20 protein-coding genes are annotated in these 24,542 nt (G+C 42.6%); 6 read left to right on the forward strand and 14 right to left on the reverse strand.

What is annotated here, in order from left to right; all coding sequences use genetic code 11:
- Window positions 1-64: 64 nt before the first annotated feature.
- Window positions 65-814 (reverse strand): hypothetical protein, encoded by a 750-nt coding sequence (locus JZ787_RS09365; RefSeq protein WP_184117845.1) that lies wholly within the window; start codon window positions 812-814, stop codon window positions 65-67.
- Between the two features lie 144 nt (window positions 815-958).
- Window positions 959-1,474 (reverse strand): hypothetical protein, encoded by a 516-nt coding sequence (locus JZ787_RS09370; protein ID WP_346312179.1) that lies wholly within the window; start codon window positions 1,472-1,474, stop codon window positions 959-961.
- 235 nt (window positions 1,475-1,709) lie between these two features.
- Between JZ787_RS09370 and JZ787_RS09375 the strand changes: the two genes are divergently transcribed.
- A complete protein-coding gene (locus tag JZ787_RS09375; protein WP_168159377.1) occupies window positions 1,710-2,399 on the forward strand; it encodes a DsbA family oxidoreductase in 690 nt (229 codons plus the stop codon).
- 98 nt (window positions 2,400-2,497) lie between these two features.
- On the opposite strand, the gene JZ787_RS09380 is transcribed toward JZ787_RS09375, so the two are convergent.
- Complete coding sequence (locus JZ787_RS09380; RefSeq protein WP_004978694.1) at window positions 2,498-2,698, reverse strand: dodecin family protein; 201 nt, start codon at window positions 2,696-2,698, stop codon at window positions 2,498-2,500.
- A gap of 458 nt (window positions 2,699-3,156) precedes the next feature.
- Here JZ787_RS09380 and JZ787_RS09385 point away from each other — a divergent pair, with 458 nt between their 5' ends.
- From JZ787_RS09385 to JZ787_RS09400, 4 genes are all read left to right on the forward strand, one after another.
- Window positions 3,157-3,318: a hypothetical protein gene (locus JZ787_RS09385; protein ID WP_346312180.1), complete on the forward strand. Its 162-nt coding sequence runs from the start codon at window positions 3,157-3,159 to the stop codon at window positions 3,316-3,318.
- A gap of 275 nt (window positions 3,319-3,593) precedes the next feature.
- Entirely contained in the window at window positions 3,594-3,773 is a 180-nt protein-coding gene (locus JZ787_RS09390) for a hypothetical protein (RefSeq protein ID WP_017397192.1), read from the forward strand.
- A gap of 10 nt (window positions 3,774-3,783) precedes the next feature.
- Window positions 3,784-5,802, forward strand: a complete 2,019-nt coding sequence (locus tag JZ787_RS09395; protein WP_346312181.1) for a hypothetical protein — start codon at window positions 3,784-3,786, stop codon at window positions 5,800-5,802.
- A gap of 77 nt (window positions 5,803-5,879) precedes the next feature.
- The gene (locus JZ787_RS09400; RefSeq protein WP_346312182.1) at window positions 5,880-7,031 is read left to right on the forward strand and encodes a hypothetical protein; all 1,152 of its coding nucleotides are present in this window, start codon (window positions 5,880-5,882) and stop codon (window positions 7,029-7,031) included.
- A 180-nt stretch (window positions 7,032-7,211) separates the two neighbouring features.
- Here the strand turns inward: JZ787_RS09400 and htpG are convergent, their stop codons facing one another.
- From htpG to JZ787_RS09425, 5 genes are all read right to left on the reverse strand, one after another.
- Complete coding sequence (gene htpG / locus JZ787_RS09405) at window positions 7,212-9,131, reverse strand: molecular chaperone HtpG (protein WP_346312183.1); 1,920 nt, start codon at window positions 9,129-9,131, stop codon at window positions 7,212-7,214.
- Between the two features lie 100 nt (window positions 9,132-9,231).
- Entirely contained in the window at window positions 9,232-9,576 is a 345-nt protein-coding gene (locus JZ787_RS09410; RefSeq protein ID WP_087011149.1) for a lysozyme inhibitor LprI family protein, read from the reverse strand.
- A gap of 161 nt (window positions 9,577-9,737) precedes the next feature.
- Window positions 9,738-10,340, reverse strand: coding sequence for an OmpW family outer membrane protein (locus tag JZ787_RS09415; RefSeq protein ID WP_201953338.1), 603 nt, complete (start codon window positions 10,338-10,340; stop codon window positions 9,738-9,740).
- Between the two features lie 314 nt (window positions 10,341-10,654).
- Window positions 10,655-12,025: a Na+/H+ antiporter NhaC family protein gene (locus JZ787_RS09420; protein WP_058868765.1), complete on the reverse strand. Its 1,371-nt coding sequence runs from the start codon at window positions 12,023-12,025 to the stop codon at window positions 10,655-10,657.
- Between the two features lie 101 nt (window positions 12,026-12,126).
- Window positions 12,127-13,011, reverse strand: coding sequence for an alpha/beta fold hydrolase (locus JZ787_RS09425; RefSeq protein WP_346312184.1), 885 nt, complete (start codon window positions 13,009-13,011; stop codon window positions 12,127-12,129).
- A gap of 116 nt (window positions 13,012-13,127) precedes the next feature.
- Here JZ787_RS09425 and JZ787_RS09430 point away from each other — a divergent pair, with 116 nt between their 5' ends.
- Window positions 13,128-13,613 (forward strand): DUF4442 domain-containing protein, encoded by a 486-nt coding sequence (locus JZ787_RS09430; protein ID WP_004692760.1) that lies wholly within the window; start codon window positions 13,128-13,130, stop codon window positions 13,611-13,613.
- A 50-nt stretch (window positions 13,614-13,663) separates the two neighbouring features.
- On the opposite strand, the gene JZ787_RS09435 is transcribed toward JZ787_RS09430, so the two are convergent.
- From JZ787_RS09435 to rplJ, 6 genes are all read right to left on the reverse strand, one after another.
- Window positions 13,664-14,020 carry a DNA transfer protein p32 gene (locus tag JZ787_RS09435; RefSeq protein ID WP_058868762.1) on the reverse strand — a complete coding sequence of 119 codons (357 nt, stop codon included), beginning with the start codon at window positions 14,018-14,020 and terminating at the stop codon, window positions 13,664-13,666.
- Window positions 14,021-14,169: 149 nt separating this feature from the next.
- Entirely contained in the window at window positions 14,170-14,709 is a 540-nt protein-coding gene (locus tag JZ787_RS09440; protein WP_218288810.1) for a hypothetical protein, read from the reverse strand.
- A gap of 168 nt (window positions 14,710-14,877) precedes the next feature.
- Window positions 14,878-19,077, reverse strand: a complete 4,200-nt coding sequence (rpoC, locus tag JZ787_RS09445) for a DNA-directed RNA polymerase subunit beta' (RefSeq protein WP_010325734.1) — start codon at window positions 19,075-19,077, stop codon at window positions 14,878-14,880.
- A 141-nt stretch (window positions 19,078-19,218) separates the two neighbouring features.
- Entirely contained in the window at window positions 19,219-23,307 is a 4,089-nt protein-coding gene (gene rpoB / locus JZ787_RS09450) for a DNA-directed RNA polymerase subunit beta (RefSeq protein ID WP_168159389.1), read from the reverse strand.
- Window positions 23,308-23,608: 301 nt separating this feature from the next.
- Window positions 23,609-23,974, reverse strand: coding sequence for a 50S ribosomal protein L7/L12 (rplL, locus tag JZ787_RS09455; protein WP_004692767.1), 366 nt, complete (start codon window positions 23,972-23,974; stop codon window positions 23,609-23,611).
- Window positions 23,975-24,022: 48 nt separating this feature from the next.
- Entirely contained in the window at window positions 24,023-24,529 is a 507-nt protein-coding gene (gene rplJ, locus JZ787_RS09460) for a 50S ribosomal protein L10 (RefSeq protein ID WP_010325732.1), read from the reverse strand.
- Window positions 24,530-24,542: the final 13 nt, after the last annotated feature.

Consider the following 24,542-nt stretch of genomic DNA (forward strand, 5'->3'; position numbering starts at 1 on the left):
TCTAGCAGCCAATTTTGAACAACAGATGACAGTCCGCTTACAAGACTGTCATCTTTGCACGGTGTTATAACTTCTGTTCCACCTCTTTTTGGGTCTGTTTTTCGACCTGCTGCATTTGGCTATTCAATGCCAAAATCTCTTTATACAGCGCATTAAACTGCTGTAGTGGTGCATCTTCATAAAACATAAAGGTGTTATTTTTCTTTTCCCATTGGTTATTTTTCAGCACCAAGAAAATTTGATCCGCTTTGGCTAAATTCTGCTGTTCAAGACTAAACAGGCGGGTAGCTTCATGGCTTTTTTCACTGGCTTTCATGCTGTCAGTCAGTTGATGGCGGAACCGCGAAGATATTGCTAAATCTTTGGCCTGAGCAATGGCATCTTTTTGACGTTGTTCAACCTGCTGTGCATAGCTCTCAACAACGGCATGTACGTCTTTCAGCATTTGCTCCGTTTCAGCATAATTGTTCTTTTTGTCTTTGCTTAATCGGTCGATATTTAAAAATTGATCCCAATTTAAGGCTTTTAAATCTCGCAGATATTGATTACGCGCTTCGGCATTTTGCAGCATATGACTGAGCACAAACTCCGCCATAATTTGATAGTCACCTGTCAAACGTGGGTCTTTTACATCGACTTGAATCGGTGTGGTCCAATCTTGAGCTTGTTTGTAGATTTGTTCGGTCTTTTCATACAGCACCGTTTCATAGCTTTGTAGCTGCTGCTGCTCTTTTTGTTGCTGAGAATACTGATAAAACATCCAACCAAAAACGGCACTGGTCGCAAGAACTAAAATCAACACGATACGTCGCATGTTCAGCTTCCTCTTCACTTTTTTTCATCATAGCAAATAAAGGCACATGATCAATATTTCAACATGTTATCGATCTTTGAGGATGCTAAGACCGTACCTTCCCCAAGTTGATGAGGAATGTACTGGCGATAGAATTAGGAAGTATTATTTCGCTGGAGCTATTCTTGGTTGCTGGCTATTCTGTTGAATCCCTTGTATAAAATTCCGATCAATCTGCCCAATCGAAATTTGTTCACGGGCAATTTGTACATTGGTCGCATTACGGTCAATGCCAAACGGCTGCAACATGATATACAAACCTTCAGTTGGATTAGACGACTGCAAACCAGCGGCAATGTTCAAGACATGCTCACGTAACAAAGGTGGCACAGAATTTAGATCTGCGGTGACCGCAGGGGGCAAAATATCGATGTTTTGAGTGATAGTCGGATCGACCACAAAAGACTGTGCATCATCCTGCAACTGAACGATACGGTGCTGCAAGGCTTTACGAATATTTTCATCCTGTTGATAAGGAATCACGCCCGTTTCAGCACGTAGCTCTGATTCCGCCATGGTTTTAAAAGTCGGTAGACTTACAATCTCACCATTGGCTTGCAACAAAGTCGGCATAAAAAGAAGAGCGTAACAAAAAACGGGAAGAGAATTTAAAAATTTCATAAAACAATCCCAAACAATAAGAGATATAAAAGACATGCTCAAACTGAGCGTCTTCACCCTATTGTATATTTTTCGATCTTTGTGTTGCGTAGTTGTCAGATAAGCGGTCAAGCCCAGAAGATTCAACTGATTGAATCCATAGCGAAACCGCTTTTTTTAATGGGCCTGCTTTAAATTTTATAACTCATCCCCATCATTTCCTTAATTGCTCTTTTTACTATTTTTGAGAAATCGCATGCGTGTAGATATTTGGTCAGATGTTGTTTGTCCTTTTTGTTATATTGGCAAAAAACGTTTAGAAGCGGCGGCTGAACAAGCTGGTGTGGAATTGGAAGTGCACTGGCACAGTTTTGAACTGGATCCAGATGCACCAGTACGCCAAGAAATTTCAAACTCAGAACGTCTCGCACTAAAATATGGCCGCACAGTGGCTGAAGTTGAAGAGATGCAACGTAATATTGCCAAAATGGCTGCGGAAGAAGGCATTGAATTTAACTGGGAAAATGCCAACTCAGGCAACAGTTTCAATGCACATCGTATTATCCACCTTGCTCAAAGCCACGGTTTAGGCAATGAAGCTAAAGAAGCCTTTTTCTTTAGTTATATGACGCAAGGCTTACCGATTGGTGAACGTGAAACCATTGAAGATGTGGCCTCTCGTATTGGTTTAAACCCAGTTGAAGTAGATGATGTGCTGGATTCTGACGAATACGCAGATTTCGTGAAGTTTGACCAAGAAGTGGCACGTGAACAACTGAAAGTAACAGGCGTGCCTTTCTTTGTTTTCGATCAACGTGTGGCTTTAGCGGGTGCGCAGCCGCGTGAAGTATTCTTACAAGTCCTTGAAAAAGCACAAATGCCAGCAGAAGAAAATAATGCGGCACAGTGTTCAGATGAGTCTTGTGAAACACCGAAACAATCATAAGGATACTGGATTCAGAGCTTAACTGAGCCCTATCCATAGATAAGAAAATCCCCGATCTGCGGGGATTTTTTATAGGTTATAAAAAAATGGACTTGTGTTTAATCGACCAAGAAACTAATTTTAAGATTAACTCGATATTCTACAATTTGATTATCCTTAATCACCACTTTTTGTTCATTGATCCAAGCACCTTGAACATTCTTCACCGTCTCGGTGACTTTTGCGATGCCTGTCTGAATCGCATCTTCAAAACTTTTCGCACTGCTTGAATTGACTTCTACCACTTTTGCAATGGCCATCTACTTGTCCTCAGCTATTGTTGTTTTGCCTGTTCATCTTAGATGAATTTTTAATCAAAAATAGATGACTTAAACATTCCACAGCAAAAACTTACACAGTATGCACAATCAAAAGACTTCAAAATGGTGAATATTTAAACAACTAATCATGTAACTCTACGTCCTTTTTCAGGTCTCATTTCAGACAAAAAAGACCTACTTTCAAGCTTCCTTTCAAACTTGAAAATCTAAATTTTCACTTTAAATTCAAATAGCTTAGCCCTGAAGTAAAAACTCTACAATAGACTAGAGTATTTATTCTAATTTATTGTTTTTTAACAACAAATGAACTCACCATTCATCTTTTACTGGTCTAAACCAGCGCTTAAATCGATCATTTTTTGATATTATTCATGCGAAATTTATCTTTTTAAAACTCCCAGTCTCCTTAGTGAGACCTCCTTTTTAGAGGAAATATCATGAACGCTGTTAAATATGCTTTGGCTGTCGCTGTAATGGCTCTTTCTGCAACTGTTTCTGCACAAGTTGTTTTTGTTCCAGATTTTCCTGTAAAAAAACCAGCAGATACTCAAACGGCAACGGCTGATGCTCTTGCGGCTGCACCACATCAAGAAGCGTAATTTGCGCTGACTTGGTCAAAAATAGGCAATATTGATTGCCTATTTTTTTGCCCAAAATTGCAAAGAACTGACAAAAAATTTCAACTATGAACCCTCTAGGGCAAAAATATTTAATTCAATCTGTGCTGAAATCGAAATTATCTACATTTTTCACCACCCTTTTCTCGTATCGAGAGCAGAATAATTTTTGCCTATTTATTCTTTTCTAATTATGATCAAACAAGAAGTCCGAATTCCAAAACCAATAAATTAAATGCACTCAATAGCACATGCCTATGCAAAATTTACAAGCCCTCATCCAAGGTCGTATTACACCCCAAGCCATTGACCTTGATCAATTGATTGCGTTTGCACAGCAGTATACGCAACCGACTTCAGCCGAATATAAATTACTTGAACTGGCCATCAATATGGTTTTAGCAAGCTACTTGGAACAAGCACAAAAACAACTTTAGAGTTCAGCGCATGAAAGCAATCGAAAAAGCACTGCTGATCAAAGAACTACATCAATTGATTGATGGTTTGGAACATCAACCTCTGTCTTTTTTTGAAATTGCGCGCTCGAAAAAACGCATTCGTGAAATCTTTGCACTCTGTGATGAACCCATTTTTCAAAAACAACTCGAAGCGTATAAGGCATTGACTCAGCCTCAAGCGGCGGCTGAACGCTGGATACAGCAAAGCCCCTACCAGCATGCCTATATTGGACTATTTCAATATGAGTCTGCTTTAACCGATGCCTTAAAACAGCAGGCGGCTTTCGCATGGGGTGTTTTATATAAATCAGGTTTAGGTTGGCAAATTGCTTTTCAAAGCACCCCACCTACACTGTATAGCAGCCCATGGCACTTAAAGTTTGAACACGCTTACCAATGGTTTTTGAGCCATGTACAAAGCGCTCAACAGCCCGAGAACGTACCTTTTATTACAACACCAGAAATATCCGAAGAAGTTGCAGAAGTTGCAGAAGTTGCAGAAGTTGCAGAAGTTGCAGAAGTTGCAGAAGTTGCAGAAGTTGCAAAAAATCAGTTTATCATCCCTGTTGCAACAATATTGGATGAAAAAACTGCCATCGGGCAGGCACAGGACAATGTGGTTAGCAATGCTTTTGTTCTCACGGGTATTGAGCTTTTAAACATTGCTATAGGTGATGATACATTGGCTAAACAGCCCCAAGATTCTGAGTCATTGCTCACCGAAGTCAGCCCAGATTCTGGTCTAGTTTTATCTAAGGTTGAAGCAGAGCTTCAAGTCGAAACTGAAATACAACCTACATTTGACAGCAGCCCAAATGCAACTCAAATTGAAGAAACGGAACTCAGCTCTTTTAAACAAAGCACTGGAGAAGAAGTGATCTCTATTAATGCTATTGAGCCAAGTATCAAACGAGATAAGGAACCTGAAAATCAGGTCGATATTGTACAAACAGATTTAGATCTTCAACCCGAAGTGTTACTAAAAAATTATTCGATTCTCAGCAATCTACCTCTTTTAAGTGATGAGCTATATCCACCTCAGGAAGAGCCTATAATCGATGCCGTTGCACCCATTCGATTTGACCTTAAGCCAAGTGCATCTATTTCAACACTTGCCATTCAGGACTTTCTCCAAAGGCGATCGATCTTAGCTGAACCACAACTCACAGACATTTCATTTGTACCTCATCATCAAAATCCACTTGAAAGTGAGACGACAGCACCATGCCCTGCTGTGCAGGACAGCCATACAGACAACTCAGAAACAATGGCACTTGCTGCGCCGCAACCTATACTGCCCACACAGATTCATTTGGGGCAATATCAAGCGCAATTGCACACGTTGCATCAACCAAATTTAGACCCTAAGCTGTATGGCCTCGACATTTCAGGGCACATTGAGATCAATCAAAATATCGAGTTTCTGATCCACAGCGACCAACTCGATCACTGCTTGGACTATCCCATCTATTTGGCAGAACAGACTAATCAGCACGGAAGGTTTATTAGATATCTGGCTCTATTCGGTGCTGAGAGTCCTACGGAAGCCATTCGGCTGAGCCAACAATTTGCCCAGAGTGGTCAGCATCAACTCGCAGCCCTCCGCGAAATTGAATGGAACCAGCTACAGGATCACATGCAGGATCTGTTTTCGATTTTTCAGTTGTATACCCAACAAGCCAAACTGGTATGGCATATTGAGGACTATCACCCCTTTATTCTGGCCGATCTACTCAATAGCCGTAAATTCATCCAGTTTGAAGAAAGCTCCGCAGACGTAAATACCCCCATTTTAGTGTTAAAAGAGCGACAAAAAATTCGAGTGATTCATGGCCAAAAGCGGGTTGAACTCTCACGTACTGAGATCGCCTATCCATGCTTGGTCTTAGACCGACAGCACGGCGTCAGCTGGCAGCTGATTCAAAATACCATTTCTACTTTGCCTGAACCTATTACTGTGTTTCAATTATTTGATTCTATTCAAAAACAACTGAGTAGCGAGTTGTAGAGTTTTGTATTTTCTACTTGTGTTCTTATGTGAAATTTACAACACTAAAACATCGAAGAACAATAAAGTACGAAAGCATGCTAAGAACTCAACATGTGGGATCTATCTCTTTATTTTTCTGCCTAAGTTTAGGTGCATACGTCAACGTGGCTTGGGCGGAAAGCAATACCAACAGCACACAACATTTTGTGCCACCTCACGACGTGGCTGAAATTGACAAAATCGCATCTCCCCCCAAAGGTAATGGACTTTTATACCAAATTCCGCAGTGGATCGACTCACTTCCAACCGTTCTACCTGAAGAATCGAACGAGCTGATTGTGCCCACGACAGACCTCACTGAAGAACGCACGTGGGTCGACCGCCAGCAAAAAGAAGTTCGAAACTGGGCAGACCGAACAGCCGCCAAAATGGACAATTGGTTTGGTGAAACCGATCCTAAAAAACCGGCTACAGCCACCTTACGGGTCTTGGTCGATAACCGCTGGAATAAACATGATGAATATGATTTAAAACCACGTATTCGGGGTCGAGTCAAACTTCCAACCTTAGAACATAAACTCAGTGTCGTGTTTGGGGATGATTCTTTAGATAACGAACTACAAAACAATGTCGCGATTACCAATGAAAATCCACCAAGTGCGAATAACGATAAAACATTTGACCGCCGCCAAACCCGTGATGCCAATAGCTCACTGGCTTTAAGATGGTCTCAACTGTCAGATCGTCTGCCTTTTGAAACCGATTTCGACTTGGGTGTACGTTCAGGGGATGATATTTATGCGCGGATCGAGTTATCGAGAGAATGGAAACTCGACAATGATTTTCGCGCTTATGCTGAACAGATTTATCGTTATGGTATCGACAGTGAAAATTATTTACGTACCAACCTAGAGCTGACCCATGCACGCCCCAATCAAGCCTTTTTATCCAATCAGTTCAGCCTGACCTATGCAGACGATCAAGATGATGATCTGCTCTGGGATAACTATAGCTTTAGACAACACCAATTCTTTCATGGCAATCGTTTTAACTACGGCATTTACACTGGCGGTTTCTACAACAACGACGACCTGCGTTTGAACCGTTGGGGGCCTTTTGTCTCATGGCGTCAACCCTTCTTACGCGAGTGGTTTTATATCCAAGGCGATTTAAATTATTTTAACGATCACCGTGAAGACCGCAGCCACTACGTCAGTGCCTTGGTGCGTTTTGAAGCTTTATTTTAAGGCCATGGTGAATCTTTAAGCTGAACTGTGGATAAGTTCTCACTTATCCACGGATATCCACATTAAGTTCTTTTCCACCGATTTAATCGATGCGTTCAACAGATATTAAGGTGCTTGACCCAATGGGTTGACATAAAAAAGCCTATCTTGGCGATAGGCTTTTTTTAAACATTTAATAGCTTATTGAAGCAATAAGCTGTTAATCCGTTTGATATATTCGGCAGGATCATCAGGTAAGCCGCCTTCAGCAATCACCGCTTGGTCAAAAATTACATTGGCCAAGTCATCAAACTGTGCCGAATTTTCTAATTTTCTCACCAATGGATGCTCTGGGTTAATTTCCAAAATTGGCTTGCTTTCAGGTACAGCCTGACCCGCTTGTTGCAGCATACGAATCAATTGTGGTGAAAGCTCTCCCTCACCTGTCACCAAGCATGCAGGTGAATCCACCAAACGTGTGGTCACACGTACTTCTTTGGTCTTGGCTTTCAATGAGTCAGACAGTTTTTCAACCACAGGTTTAAACTGCTCTGCGGCTGCTTCAAGTGCTTTCTTCTCTTCGGCATCTTGTAAATCACCTAAGTCGACTGCACCTTTGGCCACGTTTTGCATTGGTGTGCCATCAAACTCATGTACAAATTCCATTGCCCATTCATCGACACGGTCTGCCATGAGTAAGACTTCAATTCCTTTTTTCTTAAACAGCTCAAGTTGTGGCGAGTTCTTCGCAGCATTGAGACTGTCTGCAGTCACATAGTAAATCGCTTTTTGCCCCTCAGGCATACGCGCTTTATAGTCCTGCAAAGAAGTGCTCACCGCATCATTGTTTGAAGTTGAGAAGCGTAAAAGTTTTAAAATACGCTCACGGTTACCCAAGTCTTCGCCCAGACCTTCTTTCAACACTGAACCAAATTCACGGTAGAAGGTCTTGAACTTCTCTTGATCTTTTTCATCTTCCGATTTGGCTAAAGCATCCAGCATGGTCAATACACGGCGTGCATTCCCTTCACGAATGGTTTTCACATCGCGGCTTTCTTGTAACAGCTCACGACTGACATTCAGTGGTAAATCGGCACTATCGACCACCCCTTGAACAAAGCGTAAATAATTTGGAATCAAGTTATCCGCGTCATCCATAATGAAGACCCGTTTTACATAGAGCTTAATTCCGGCTTTGGCTTCACGGGTAAAGATATTCGCAGCAGCTTTACTCGGTACATACAACAACTGCGTATATTCGGTACTGCCTTCAACACGGTTATGTGCCCATGCCAGAGGGGCTTCAAAATCATGGCTGAGATTCTTATAAAACTCGACGTACTGCTCTTCGGTCACTTCATTTTTATTACGTGTCCACAGCGCGCTAGCTGAGTTAATCGCTTCCCACTCACCCGTTTTCACATACTGACCCGGTTTTGGTTCTTCACCTTCAACCGCTTCTTCTTGCTGCCAAACCTCTTTTTGCATCTCAATCGGCAGGCTAATGTGATCCGAGTATTTATTAATAATTTGCTTCACTTTATGCGATTGTAAATAGTCCAACGCATCTTCACGTAAATGTAAAATAATATCGGTACCACGGCTGTCTTTGTGGATCTGCTCGACTTCGAACTCACCCGTGCCCGCACTGACCCAACGTACCGCCTGATCAGCATCCACACCTGCACGGCGTGATTCTACGGTAATTTTGTCAGCCACAATAAAGCCTGAGTAAAAACCGACACCAAACTGACCAATCAGTTGTGCATCTGATTTCTGGTCACCTGTGAGCTTAGACATAAAGTCCTTGGTTCCAGACTTAGCAATCGTCCCTAAGTGATCAATCGCTTCTTGTTCAGTTAAACCAATCCCATTATCTGAAATAGTCAGTGTTTGATTGGCTTCATCAAAGCTGACGCGCACATGTAAGTCTGGGTCATTTTCATAATATTCAGGATGATTAATGCCTTCAAAACGCAGTTTATCGCAGGCATCGGACGCATTTGAGATCAATTCACGTAGGAAAATGTCAGGATTTGAATACAGTGAGTGCGTCACTAAATGTAATAGCTGAGCCACTTCAGCTTGGAAACTATGTTTATGTGCGTTTTTCTCGCTCATCAATCGCTCCTTAATGTATTAAGTCTTATAGAGAATGCTTAATGAATTGGAGTGAGCGGTACGTTTTTCAATAGCAATCGCAAGTTTTTTTGTCCTTTTTTTAAAATGGGCCCTGACGGTAAATACGATCTAGATGTAGTTCTAACTGCTGCTGGCGCATTTTATACACATCCATGAGGCAACTTTGTGAAGCACCACAACGGTCACGGAGACTCAACCATTTCACTTGCTCATCCTGAATCATGCCACGCGTCCCCATCGGAACAAGGCGTTTTAAAATGGTATAAGTGGTGGCCATTTTCACATCGGCGTCATTGATTTGGCGATGTTCACAGATCGCGTGCTCCGTCGTCGTTTTCGCTTTATCACAATTAAAACTGGCCGCTTGAGCATGCATGCTCCACGCCAAACCACAGACTAAACCGATCCCGAGCATAGATTTCATTTTTATAACTCTCTTATTCTGTTTCTATCCATTCTATAGATGATTTTCTTTTAATACTGAATCATCGTGATTTATTTCAGCATTGACCACTATTCAACTTTAGTCTTTGCATAAAAAAACCCCATCATTGATGAGGTTCTTAAAAAAGCTACTTTTGATTATTAAAATTTGTAGCTATAACCGAGGGTATAAATCACTGGATCGATATCTAATTTAAAGTTTTCAACCACAGTTTCAACTTTTGGGTTTAAGTCCGCATAGCGAACATCGACAAACACACCCCAGTTTTTCGCATCAGCAGGTTGGTAATTAAAACCAAGTTGTGCAGCATAGCCGTAGTCGTCTTTGACTTTAACTTTAGTGCCTGCGAGTACACCTGAAGTTTCTTCATCCCAAGCAATAAATGCTGTTGCACCGACACCAATATAAGGCGTGAAACCTGTTGAATTTTTAAAGTTATATTTTGCAGTCACTGTTGGCGGCAAATGCTTAAGTTTTACAGCATTGCTACCATTTACTGTCACGTCATGGCTAATTGGCGTCGCCAATAGCAGCTCTGCAGAAATATTGTCATTAAAGAAATATTCAACCGATGGCGTAAACGCGAGTTCGCTATCTGCTTCAACCGTTAATGTACCATTCGCAATTTTCGTGTCCTGCGTTGGCGCAATTGCAGATCCACCGACTTTGACTTGCCATTGACCTGCCATTGCAGCAGATGCAGAAAGACCCATTAATGTAATTAGAGCAATTTGCTTCAACATTTCAAACAACCTCTGTTTGTAAAATAATTAATATAAAAATTAACATTAACTCATCATAAGCAAGAGTGTAATTAATATGCAATTATAATAATAATGTATTTTAAATGCTATTTTTAAGTAATTGTTTTAAATTGATTTAAATATTAAATACACTGTTTTAGTTGGTTTTAAATTAATAACATTAAATCAAAATAAATATATTTTAATTCCAACCTTTTTAATCCGAATTAACATTATAAACCCGATTATTTTAATCTGAATAAATAATAAAAAGGCGATTTAAAATCGCCTTTTTATAATCATTGGATTTTTAATTACAACACCATGGCCGCAATCCAACCGAAAATCATGAGTGGAATATTAAAGTGAATAAAGGTCGGGATCACACTGTCTTTCATGTGATCATGCTGACCATCCATATTCAAACCCGAAGTCGGTCCCAAAGTGGAGTCAGAAGCTGGAGAACCCGCATCACCGAGTGCCGCAGCCGTACCAATAATCGCAATGGTTGCCGCTGGACTGAAACCAAACTGGATACACAAAGGCACATAAATAATTGCTAAAATTGGAATGGTAGAGAACGAAGAACCGATTCCTAAAGTAATCAGTAAGCCAATCAATAGCATCCAAAATGCAGCGAGTCCTTGGCTAGAACCAATCCATTGCACTGATGCTTCTACCAATGCTGGCACTTGATTGGTCGCAGAAATAACAGATGCAAAACCTTGTGCTGCAATCATAATGAAACCAACTAATGCCATCATTCGCATACCGCTAATAATCACATCATCTGCTTCTTTCCATTTAAAAATGCCCGCACAGCTCAAAATTGCAACACCAACCAGACCCGCTAAAATCATGGAATCTGATGCAATTTGTACCCAAAGCGTTGCCACTACCGCAATAAGGGCCATAGATAACGTAAACTTTGAAATTTCGGGCTTAGACTTCTCACCCGTGATATCAAGTTCAGAAGAAATACTTTGCTGCACTGGTTCCACATGTACTTCTTCGTATACACGTTTCTTACGGTAACTAAAGAATACAGCAACCAATAAACCGACAAACATACCAGAAACAGGAATAGCCATTGCTGAAGGAATATCGGCATAGTTGATTTTAAAGCCGTAGGGTTGCCCAAAAGTATTAATATTTTGACCTAAGATGTCATTCAGGAAAATCGCACCAAATCCAAATGGTACCAACATATAAGTGGCAACCAAGCCAAAGGTTAGAACACAAGCAATTAGTCGACGGTCTAACTGAAGATGGTTAAACACACTTAATAAAGGAGGAATCAGGACTGGAATAAACGCAATATGCACAGGAATGACGTTTTGTGAACAAATGGCTGCTAACGCGACGGTTATAAAAATCAGATATTTAACCCGATTTTGTGCCTTTTCATTGCTCGAACCTTTCAATGTTTTAATAAGCTTATAGGCCAACAAGTCAGGTAAACCTGAGCGTGCCAAAGCCAAAGCAAATGCACCTAAGACCCCGTAAGCCAACGCAATTTTTGCGCCGCCCCCAAGCCCATTATTAAATGCTTCGAGGGTACCGTGTAGCCCTAAACCAGCCAATAAACCGCCTGTGACAGCACCAATAATTAATGCAAATACTACAGGCACACGAGCTAATGAAAGTCCAAACATGACCCCAATAGCGGCAAGAATTGCGAACATAGTGAAAAGAGTGACTTGGAAGAAAGGCGCATTTTATCAGAAAATAACCAAAAAATTCTGCCCTTACAGGTCGCTAGCGCCTTTCTCTTTCACAGATCATTTCAGCTGGCTTCAACACAACGCCAGTTTTGAACAAACCTTTTGATTTCTTTAGCAACTACCTCAGGCTGGCTCAAGATTGCCCAGTGGTTGGCATTTATATTCACCCGTTGAAAATCCTCGACCCACTTCGGCATTTCATCGATTAACGCTGGACTCACAAACTGATCTTGCTCCAACACAATCGCTAGTACGGGACAAATTGCAAAGCGTTCCCGAGGTTTCGTCAGGCGTGGAATAAAGTTAGCTCGGTAAAGCGCAACCCCGTGTTTACCATCGGCAGCAATGTGATGATTCAGCGGTAAGTCTGAGCGTCCTTCTAAACGCGATAAAACTTTGCCCCAATGCTCAGGACTAAAAAACTGCCATACGGTTGGTGCTAAAAAAGGCAACTGAAAGGCCGCAATGTACCAAGACTTCGTTAACTGCTTAAAAAATTGAGGCTTGTGTTGTTTGAACTGTTCACGCATCCAAAATGCGGCATGGTCTAAACATGGGCCTGAAATGGTGGTAAATGACAGCATACGCTCTCTAAATTTTGGCTCAGTCGCGGACTCCCATGACTGAATCGACCCCCAGTCATGCGCAACCAGATGAAAGCTACGCTGTGGGATCACACTATTCACCACACTTTCCAAATCTAGCGATAGCTGAGGCAAGGCATAGGCTCTTATATGACGCGGTATACTCGACATACCTGCACCACGAACGTCATAGGTCACAATATAATACTCTTGCACCAGATGCCCAATCACAGGCTCCCAGACCTCTTGATTATCTGGATAGCCATGCACCAAGACCAGCACAGGATTGTTCGCATTGCCCCATGTTTTCACATAAAGTCTTTGCTGATCTGTAGTTTGTACCCAGTAACTTTGCTGCTCCATATTCAGCTCCTTATTGTTATTGACTGTTTTTTATACTTTAGTGGCAAAACGATCAATGCCAATTGATTTGATCTTCTCTAGTATGGATAGAAGTTCATCAGATACCATTGACCGAAATGAGCATTTTAAAAAAACTTGTGACACAACCGATTGTCGCGAAATACTTTCTCAATCATTTTGCCCCCTTTAAAGGTGCAGGGATTCAAATTGAAAAATTTGACCTTAAACACTACCACATTCGCGTCAAAATGCCCCTCACTCGACAAAACCGAAACATTGTCGGCGTCCATTTTGGCGGGAGCTTATATGCAATGGTCGACCCGTTTTATATGACCCTACTGATGCACCACTTAGGCAATAAGTATATTGTCTGGGACAAAGCCGCCTCTATCCAATTTCTCAGCCCAGGGCGAAGTACAGTCTATGCAGACTTTCACCTCGATGCCCAAGAAATCGCGACTGTGAAACAACTGGCCGACAACTATGCCCCCGTACATCGTATTTATACCTTAAATATTTACGATGAAGCTGGCATTCGAATTGCAGCAGTGGAAAAGACTTTATATATCCGTCGTAAAAAACCTAAACCGGCACAGCTATAAAAAAAGCACTTCCATGAAGTGCTTTTTTTTGGAAATTTGAACTTAAGACATTATTTACGTTCTTCAATTGCTGCGCCTGCGCCACCGCCGATGGCACCACCAATGGCAGCGCCAGTATTACCACCAAACACGCTTTTACCCACTGCTGAACCAATCGCACCGCCAACACCACTGTAGGTTGCATTACGGTTTGATCCACCTTGGGCTTTACTGCCCACAGCCGCACCAGCACCACCACCAACGGCTGCACCTACACCGCCACCGAGGCTATTCCCCGCAGCACCACCTACTGCACCGCCTAAAGCCGCTGTCCCAATACGTTGCTCAGAAGCGCTCATATTTTCACAACCTGCCAACAGCATCGTCGAAAGAGATGCCACTGCAATAATGCTCATATATTTTTTCATGAGATTTGTCCTTATTGGCTATTTCTTACAGCATAAAAGATCAGTATGAACTTAAAACCCGTGAAATGTTACGGTTACAGCTGCTATTGCTGAAAATTTGTAAGCAAGAAGCCCTCCTTAGAGGGCCTCATACCGCATTCAATTCAAGCTTATTCAGGCTCTTTCACCACAACCACATCTTTGGTGGTGGTGCCATTTTCTTGGAGCACCGCACGCGTCACACTTTCTTGACTGTTCGGGTCTTTCACTTGATCCAGTTTCAGCTCCTTACGTACGGGTTCCTGCCCTTTCTTAAACTCAACCCCTTGTGCGTCAACTTGCTTACCTTCTGCAAGGACTACACCACCTTGACTCAAGGTCGATTTCACTTCAACTTTGGATGTCGGAACAATCACGCTACCCTTTTGCACCATCGGTGCCGACATTTTTTTATCTGAAAATTGGCTGGCATTTTCCTCGAGAACCACTTCACGCGCCACGATATCTTTACCACCATTTTTCACTTCAAAAATAGTCGCTTCGGTCGTTCGCACAGGCTCTTGACCCGCGACACTGCGAATAATCTGTGTTTTGACAATCGGTACAACCGCCTTATCCTCCACGGTGATGGTATTTGGCATCGGTGCTGCCATCGTTTGGCTCACAAATGCGAAGATGCTTAAGCCCAATAGTTTCGATGTCAATTTCATGTGTAACCACCTCTATTTTTTAATCGTTAATGAAGTAAGGAGATTTGTGTACTTATATTTTTACTATAGGAAAAATGTGAAATTTATAAAAGCTTAAAACCGCTTCTGTAACAAAAGGACAAAAAAAAGCCACCCGAAGGTGGCTTTTTCATGCATTTAAAGGGCTAATTACAGACCGTTAAACTCATCGCTAAATGCTTGGCTTAATGCTTGATCAACATCAGAGAAGTCATTTACAAGCTCATGCTCTGCAGCTTCAGCTTCTTGACGACGACGTTCTAAGTGATACGCAAGACCAGTACCTGCAGGAATCAAACGACCTACAACTACGTTCTCTTTCAAGCCACGTAAATCATCTTCTTTACCTGTTACAGCCGCTTCAGTTAACACACGTGTTGTTTCCTGGAACGATGCAGCAGAGATAAACGAGTCAGTAGAAAGCGACGCTTTGGTAATACCCATCAATTGACGTTCAAACTTCGCTGGGAACTTGTTTTGCGCAAGAACAGCTTGGTTCTCTTGCATCACGCGGATGTAATCCACTTGCTCGCCTTTGATGAAGCTTGTATCACCGCCATCAGTGATATCAACTTTACGCAACATTTGACGTACGATCACTTCAATGTGCTTGTCGTTGATTTTTACACCTTGCAGACGGTAAACGTCTTGAACTTCGTTCACGATGTAGTTGGTCAGCGCAACTTCGCCTTTCAAGCGTAAGATGTCATGTGGGTTCTGTGGACCGTCAGAAACAGTCTCACCACGGTTCACATGTTCGCCTTCGAACACGTTCATGGTACGCCATTTTGGAATCAGTTCTTCGTAAATCTCAGAACCATCATCTGGAGTAATTACTAAACGGTTCTTACCTTTAGTCTCTTTACCAAAGCTCACAACACCTGAAATTTCAGCAAGAATTGCATGCTCTTTCGGTTTACGTGCTTCGAACAAGTCAGCTACACGCGGTAGACCACCGGTAATGTCACGCGTACGTGAAGTTTCTTGAGGTACACGACCAATAACGTCACCCACACCAATTGTTTCACCATCACGGACAGAAAGAATCGTGTTTTGTGGTAGGAAGTAGAACTGCTCACCACCATCCGTCGTATCAAGAACAACCGCAGGACGTAAATCTTTACCAGATGCAGGACGTGCAGTCACAGGTAAGATTTCAATCGTCGTCATACCTGTTGCATCATCAGTTTTCGAGGTAACAGTGACGCCATCAGCGATTTGGCTGAAACGTACTTTACCTGCAACTTCTGTTACAAGTGGGTGGGTGTGCGGATCCCAAGTCGCCACGATACCGCCAGCTTCTACAGCTTCGCCATCTTTCAACAAGATAGACGCACCATATGGCAGTTTATAACGCTCACGCTCACGACCTAAATCATCCGCAATACCGATTTCGCCTGAACGAGAAGTCGATACCAAGTGACCTTTGGCATGTTGTACTGTTTTCACATTGTGGAAACGTACAGTACCTTTGTTACGTACTTGTACGCTGTTTGCAGCAGAAGTTCGGCTTGCAGCACCACCTACGTGGAAGGTACGCATTGTTAACTGTGTACCTGGCTCACCAATCGATTGTGCAGCCATAACACCCACAGACTCACCAGGGTTCACCTGATGACCACGTGCAAGGTCACGACCATAACATTTCGCACATACACCGAATGTAGATTCACACGCAACCACTGAACGTACTTTAACTTCATCGACACCTTGCTCTTCTAGGAAGTTTGCAAGTTTCTCATCAATCAAAGTGTTACGAGGCAGGATAACGTCGTCAGAACCTGCTTTCTTCACATCTTCAGCAACAACACGGCCAAGTACTCGAGTACCTAAGTTCTCGATCACGTCACCGCCTTGAATGAACGGAGTCATTACAAGACCGCCCAAAGTACCACAGTCAGGCTCAGTAATTACCAAGTCTTGCGCTACGTCTACAAGACGACGTGTCAAGTAACCAGAGTTTGCTGTTTTCAGTGCTGTATCGGCCAAACCTTTACGTGCACCGTGTGTTGAAATGAAGTACTGAAGTACTGTCAAACCTTCACGGAAGTTCGCTTTAATTGGGGTTTCAATGATCGAACCATCTGGTTTCGCCATCAAACCACGCATACCCGCTAACTGACGAATCTGAGCTGCCGAACCACGGGCACCTGAGTCAGACATCATATAGATCGAGTTGAATGATTTTTGCTTCTCATCTTCACCCTGTTTGTTTTTAACAGTGGTAAAAGACAAGTTGTCCATCATCGCTTTCGCTACTTGGTCATTGGTACGTGCCCAAATATCGACAACTTTGTTGTAACGTTCGCCAGCAGTTACGAAACCTTGTTCGAACTGTTGCTCAATTTCACGAACTTCAACTTCTGCTTTTTCAATAATTGAGTACTTCGCAGGTGGAATCACCATGTCTTCCATACCTACCGATACGCCTGAACGTGTCGCTTGACGGAAACCTAAGTACATCAATTGGTCAGCAAAGATCACGGTATCTTTAAGACCTAATTTACGGTAGCAAGAGTTAATCAATTTAGAGATGTTTTTCTTGGTCATCTCAACGTTGATTTGTTGGAAATCCATACCTTCTGGCACAACTTCCCAAAGTAAGCAGCGACCTGGTGTTGTATCCACAACAATTGTTTGCTGTTCACGGTTACCATTTTCATCAATCACAGTCTGGTGTACACGTGCTTTTACGCGAGCGTGTAAATTTACCTGACCTGTTGCAAGTGCACGGTTAACTTCGTGAGTATCTGCAAACACCATGCCTTCACCTTTGGCATTGATCGCATCACGAGTGATGTAATACAAGCCTAAGACAACGTCCTGAGACGGTACGATGATTGGCTCACCGTTCGCTGGAGACAAGATGTTGTTGGTCGACATCATTAACGCACGCGCTTCTAACTGCGCTTCAAGTGTTAATGGTACGTGTACCGCCATTTGGTCACCGTCGAAGTCGGCGTTAAACGCAGCACAAACGAGTGGGTGAAGACGGATCGCTTTACCTTCAATCAGGATCGGTTCAAATGCTTGAAGACCCAAACGGTGAAGTGTAGGCGCACGGTTCAACATCACAGGGTGTTGACGAATCACGTGAGCAAGAACGTCCCAAACTTCTGGAGTTTCGCGCTCAACCATTTTCTTCGCAGCTTTAATGGTTGTTGCTTGACCAGATGCTTGTAGCTTCGCGAAAATGAATGGCTTGAATAATTCAAGTGCCATCTTCTTCGGAAGACCACATTGGTGCAGACGTAAAGTAGGACCTACAGTAATTACCGAACGACCTGAATAGTCAACACGCTTACCAAGTAAGTTTTGACGGAAACGACCTTGTTTACCTTTGATCATGTCAGCCAAAGATTTAAGAGGACGCTTGTTCGAACCCGTGATTGCACGACCACGACGACCGTTGTCTAACAATGCATCTACAGACTCTTGTAACATACGTTTTTCGTTACGTACGATAATGTCTGGTGCTGCAAGGTCAAGAAGACGCTTCAAACGGTTGTTACGGTTGATCACACGACGGTAAAGGTCGTTCAAATCAGAAGTCGCGAAACGACCACCTTCAAGTGGTACTAACGGACGAAGATCTGGTGGAAGTACTGGAAGTACATTCATCACCATCCATTCTGGCTTGTTGTTTGACTCTTTAAACGCTTCCATCAACTTCAAACGCTTAGACGCTTTTTTAAGCTTCGTCTCAGACGTTGTGTTTGGAATTTCTTCACGTAAACGTGAAATTTCGTTTTCAAGATCGATGTCTTTTAACAAGTCTTGAACAGCTTCTGCACCCATTTTCGCAGTGAATTCATCACCGTGTTCTTCTAAAGCGTTGAAGTATTCTTCATCGTTTAAAAGTTGGTATTTCTCAAATGGAGTCATACCTGGGTCAGTTACTACGTAAGATTCGAAATACAATACACGTTCGATATCACGTAAAGTCATGTCTAATAATAGACCGATACGGCTCGGAAGTGATTTTAAGAACCAAATATGTGCAACTGGAGACGCCAGCTCGATGTGACCCATACGCTCACGACGAACTTTCGCAGTTGTTACTTCAACGCCACATTTTTCACAAATGACGCCTTTGTATTTCATACGCTTGTATTTACCACACAAGCATTCGTAATCTTTGACTGGACCAAAAATTTTGGCACAGAATAAACCATCACGTTCTGGTTTGAACGTACGATAGTTAATGGTTTCAGGCTTTTTAACTTCACCATGAGACCATGACTTAATCATTTCTGGTGACGCAAGACCAATACGGATGCGATCAAACTCAACTGGAGCATGACCGTCTGAATCCGTCTTTTTGCGCATGATATCGAGCAAGTCTTTCAATTTTTTTCTCCGTGTGTTGTGGAGACTTTCACTACACAACTGGGTCACAAATATTGTTTTTTAACTGAGAAATCTCCCCGCTTCCCTTTCGAGGAAGCCTCTCTTTGAACAAGAGAGGTTGGGGAGATTCAATGGAGAAACTTAGTCACCATTTTTCAGTTCAATGTTGATACCTAAAGAACGGATCTCTTTGGTCAATACGTTGAACGATTCAGGCATACCTGGGTCCATATAATGGTTACCATCTACAATGTTCTTATAGATACGGGTACGACCTTCAACGTCATCCGACTTAACAGTAAGCATTTCTTGAAGCGTGTAAGCTGCGCCATATGCTTCAAGCGCCCAGACTTCCATCTCACCGAAACGCTGACCACCGAATTGTGCTTTACCACCAAGCGGCTGTTGAGTTACTAATGAGTAAGAACCAGTAGAACGCGCGTGCATCTTGTCGTCTACCAAGTGGTTCAGTTTCAACATGTACATGTAACCTACAGTTACAGGACGGTCAAACTGCTCACCTGTACGACCATCATACAATACTGTTTGACCAGTACGTGAAATGTTCGCAAGCTCTAACAAGTCTTTAATTTGTGATTCTTCAGCACCATCGAATACTGGCGTTGCAAGTGGAACACCCGCACGCAAGTTACCTGAAAGCACCAAAATTTCATCATCAGTTAAGCTATCAAGATCTTCTTGCTCGCCACCAACTTTGTTATAAATTTTGTCTAAGAAGCCACGAAGCTCAAGTACAGTACGTTGTGCTTTTAACATCTTGTCGATTTCTTCGCCAAGACCTTTCGCTGCCATACCTAAGTGAGTCTCTAGAATCTGACCCACGTTCATACGTGACGGTACACCCAGTGGGTTCAATACGATGTCGACTGGAACACCATTAGCATCGTGCGGCATGTCTTCAACAGGTAAGATGTTAGAAACAACACCCTTGTTACCGTGACGACCCGCCATCTTATCACCCGGTTGGATGCGACGTTTAACAGCCAAGTAAACCTTAACAACTTTCAATACACCTGTTGTTAATTCATCACCTGTAGAAAGTTTGCGTTTTTTCTCTGCAAATTTCTCATCAATTTCAAAGCTCTTCTCTTTCAAGAACACTTGAATTTGAGTTAAACGCTCTGCAATAGCTTCATCTGTTGGTTGGATTTCAAGTAAATCAACCAACTCTAAACCAGACAATACCTCTGCAGAAAGCTTATCGCCACGCTTTGTTGTACCACCACCGTTAGACTCTTGACCTGTCAACAAACGAACAATACGTTCACGTGCTGCTTCTTCGAAGATTTTGTATTCTTCTTTCAAGTCTTTACGGTATGAATCAAGCTGAGCTTTTTCAATTGCTTGCGCACGTTCGTCTTTTTCAAGACCATCGCGTGTAAACACTTGAACGTCAATGACTGTACCTTTCGTACCCGATGGAACACGTAAAGATGAGTCTTTTACGTCAGCTGCTTTTTCACCGAAGATTGCACGAAGCAATTTTTCTTCTGGTGTTAACTGCGTTTCACCTTTAGGCGTTACTTTACCTACAAGGATATCGCCCGCAGTCACTTCAGCACCGATATATACGATACCTGATTCATCAAGCTTAGACAGTGCAGCTTCACCTACGTTAGGAATATCCGCAGTAATTTCTTCTGCGCCTAACTTCGTATCACGAGCAACACACGACAATTCTTGAATGTGAATTGACGTTAAACGGTCTTCTTGAAGTACGCGCTCTGAAAGTAAGATCGAGTCTTCATAGTTGTAACCATTCCACGTCATGAACGCAACGCGCATGTTTTGACCGAGTGCAAGCTCACCGCCATCTGTTGATGGACCGTCAGCCAATACATCACCACGACCGACTTTATCACCAAGTTTCACAAGAACTTTTTGGTTAATACAAGTGTTTTGGTTCGAACGTGTATATTTGATCAGGTTATAGATATCTACACCTGCCTCGCCTGCAACCATTTCGTCTTCGTTGACACGAATCACGACACGTGAAGCATCGACAAACTCGATACGACCACCACGACCCGCAATCACACACACACCAGAGTCATGCGCTACATTTGCTTCCATGCCTGTACCTACAAGCGGTTTGTCAGCAATCAATGTAGGCACAGCTTGACGCTGCATGTTTGAACCCATCAATGCACGGTTGGCGTCATCGTGTTCAAGGAATGGAATTAGTGATGCAGCAACAGAAACAACCTGCTGTGCAGAAACGTCCATATGCGTCACTTTTTCAGGCGGCATACGTACGAAATCACCTTGGTGACGTACAGAAACAAATTCTTCTGTTAAGTTACCGTCTTTATCTACGCCAGAATCGGCCTGTGCAATCACAGTACCTACTTCTTCAATTGCAGATAAATACTCAACTTCATCCGTTACACGACCATCAACCACTTTACGGTATGGAGTTTCTAAGAAACCGAAATTGTTACATTTCGCATAAACAGAAAGCGAGTTGATCAAACCAATGTTTGGACCTTCAGGCGTTTCAATTGGACATACACGGCCATAGTGAGTTTGGTGTACGTCACGTACCTCAAAGCCCGCACGCTCACGTGTCAAACCACCAGGACCAAGCGCCGATACACGACGTTTGTGCGTAATCTCAGACAATGGGTTGTTTTGGTCCATGAACTGAGATAATTGGCTTGAACCAAAGAACTCTTTGATTGCAGCAGCCACTGGTTTCGCATTGATCAAATCTTGCGGAGACAAGTTATCTGTTTCAGCTTGGCTTAAACGTTCTTTAACAGCACGTTCTACACGAACTAGACCAACACGGAATTGGTTTTCAGTCATTTCACCTACTGAACGCACGCGACGGTTACCCAAGTGGTCGATATCATCGACTTCACCTTTACCGTTACGGATTTCAACCAATGTTTTGAGTACATCAGTGATATCTTCGTTCGACAAAATGCCTTCAACTTCACGAGACTTCTGATCGGTACCCACTTCGTAAGGACGACCCAAACGACGGTTGAACTTCATACGACCCACTGGAGAGAGGTCATAACGCTCTGAAGAGAAGAACAAGTTATTGAATAAGTTTTCAGCCGCTTCTTTCGTTGGTGGCTCACCTGGACGCATTACTTTGTAGATTTCTACCAATGCTTCTTCACGGCCTGTCGTGGTGTCGGCACGTAAAGTATCTGCAACGAATGAACCACGGTCGATGTCATTGGTGAATAGAATGTTAAATTGTTTAACACCACCTTCAGCCAATTTCACCATCACTTCATGGCTGAGTAAGGTATTTGCTGCAATCACATCACCATCTTTAAGAGGGATGTCTTCTGCAGTAATACGCTCGTATAAGTACTCATCAGGCACAGAAAGCTTTTCTAGGCCAGCAGCTTCCATTTGACGCACATGACGCGCATTGATACGCTTGCCTTGCTCCACAATGGTTTTGCCATCATTGTCTACGATGTCAAATTGTGCCATTTCGCCACGCAAGCGTTCTGGAACAAGGTCAATCTGGTAGCTACCCATGTCTAGGTATACAGGCACTTTTTCATAGAACAAGTCTAAGATTTGCGCATTGTTATAACCCAAAGCACGAAGAACCACAGTCGCGAGTAATTTGCGACGACGGTCAATACGCACAAATACAAGGTCTTTTGCGTCAAATTCGAAGTCTAACCATGAACCACGGTAAGGAATAATACGCGCAGAATAAAGCACTTTACCACTAGAGTGAGTTTTGCCTTTATCGTGGTCAAAGAACACGCCCGGTGAACGGTGTAATTGAGATACGATTACACGCTCAGTACCATTAATAACGAATGTACCGTTATCGGTCATGAGTGGCATTTCACCCATGTACACTTCTTGCTCGCGCACGTCTTTAATTGATTTAGTTTCGCGATCTTTTAAGATCAAACGAATTTTTACGCGCATTGGTGCTGCATAAGTTGACCCACGAAGAATACATTCGCGTACATCAAACTCAGGCTTACCAAGACTATACTCAACAAATTCTAAAGCAGCATTGCCAGAATAACTTTCTATAGGAAAAACTGAACGAAACGCGGCTTGCAGACCGATATCTTCGCGGTTTTTTGGTGATTTGCCATCTTGTAAAAATGTTCTGTACGAGTCGACTTGAATCGCGAGCAAGTACGGAGCATCCATAACACTAGGCAATTTACCAAAATTCTTACGGATCCGTTTCTTTTCGGTATATGAGTATGCCATCTGGAGTCCTCGGAAAGTAAACCGAGCCCGCCTGCAGAACGGGCTCAGAAGGAATTACGCAGGCCGATATGGCCACCACTTTTTACAAATGCTGCAATTTTCAGTGGTATTGAAACGCTTACCAATATTTTTAAATTTGAAAAATATTGGTAAGCGTTTGATTCTTTTCTTTATTTTAATTTGATGGATTTTCCACCAAGCAAACAAAAATCGAGCCGATTATTGTAACGCAAAAAGGCTGATGACCCAAGAGCCATCAGCCAATTTTTGGGGTGAAATTAATATTCCCCCCCTGGTAACATTACTTAATAGTAATAGTAGCACCAGTTTCTTCAAGTTTTTTCTTAAGTTCTTCAGCTTCTTCTTTAGAAACTGCTTCTTTAAGAACTGAAGGAGCGCCTTCAACCATGTCTTTAGCTTCTTTCAAGCCAAGACCAGTGATTTCACGAACTGCTTTAATCACAGCTACTTTGTTCGCGCCGAAAGAAGTCAACTCAACGTTGAATTCTGATTGCTCTTCAGCAGCAGCAGCAGCAGGACCTGCAGCTACAGCTACAGCAGCAGCAGATACGTTGAATTTTTCTTCGAAAGCAGAAATAAGTTCAACAAGTTCAAGAACAGTTTTTTCAGCAACTGCGTTTAAGATTTCTTCGTTTGTTAAAGCCATGAGAGTAACTCCAAATGGGTATTGAATGATGTGTGTTTAAGTTTGAGCTTATGCAGCTTCTGACTCGTTTTTCTCTTGAAGCGCTGTAAGTAAGCGACCCAATTTCGAAATAGGAGCTTGAAGAACATTTGCAAGCATAGTAAGCGCTTTCTCTTGGTTTGGAAGATTCGCGATAACGCTAACTTCTGCGCCTTGATAAAGTTTGCCTTCAAATGCAGCAGCTTTAAGTTCAAATGCTTTGTTAGTTTTCGCAAATTCTTCGAATAAGCGTGCCGCAGCACCCATATCATCTGCAGAAGTTGAGAAAGCTAAAATTGTTGGGCCAACAAGGTTGTCGTTCAAGATATTGAATGGAGTATCTTGAAGAGCGCGTTTAGCCAAAGTATTACGTACAACACGTGTAGCAACACCTAACTTACGAGCTTCAACACGAAGAGCAGTTAATTGCTCAACAGTTAAACCTTGGTAGTCAGCAACAACAGCAGCAAACGCAGTAGAAGCAACTTCAGTTACTTCAGCAACGATCTGTTTTTTGCCTTCGATAAGAAGAGCCATTGTAAAACCTCCT

This window comes from Acinetobacter sp. BWR-L5 (assembly GCF_039655985.1).
GTDB classification, from domain to species: Bacteria; Pseudomonadota; Gammaproteobacteria; order Pseudomonadales; family Moraxellaceae; genus Acinetobacter; species Acinetobacter johnsonii.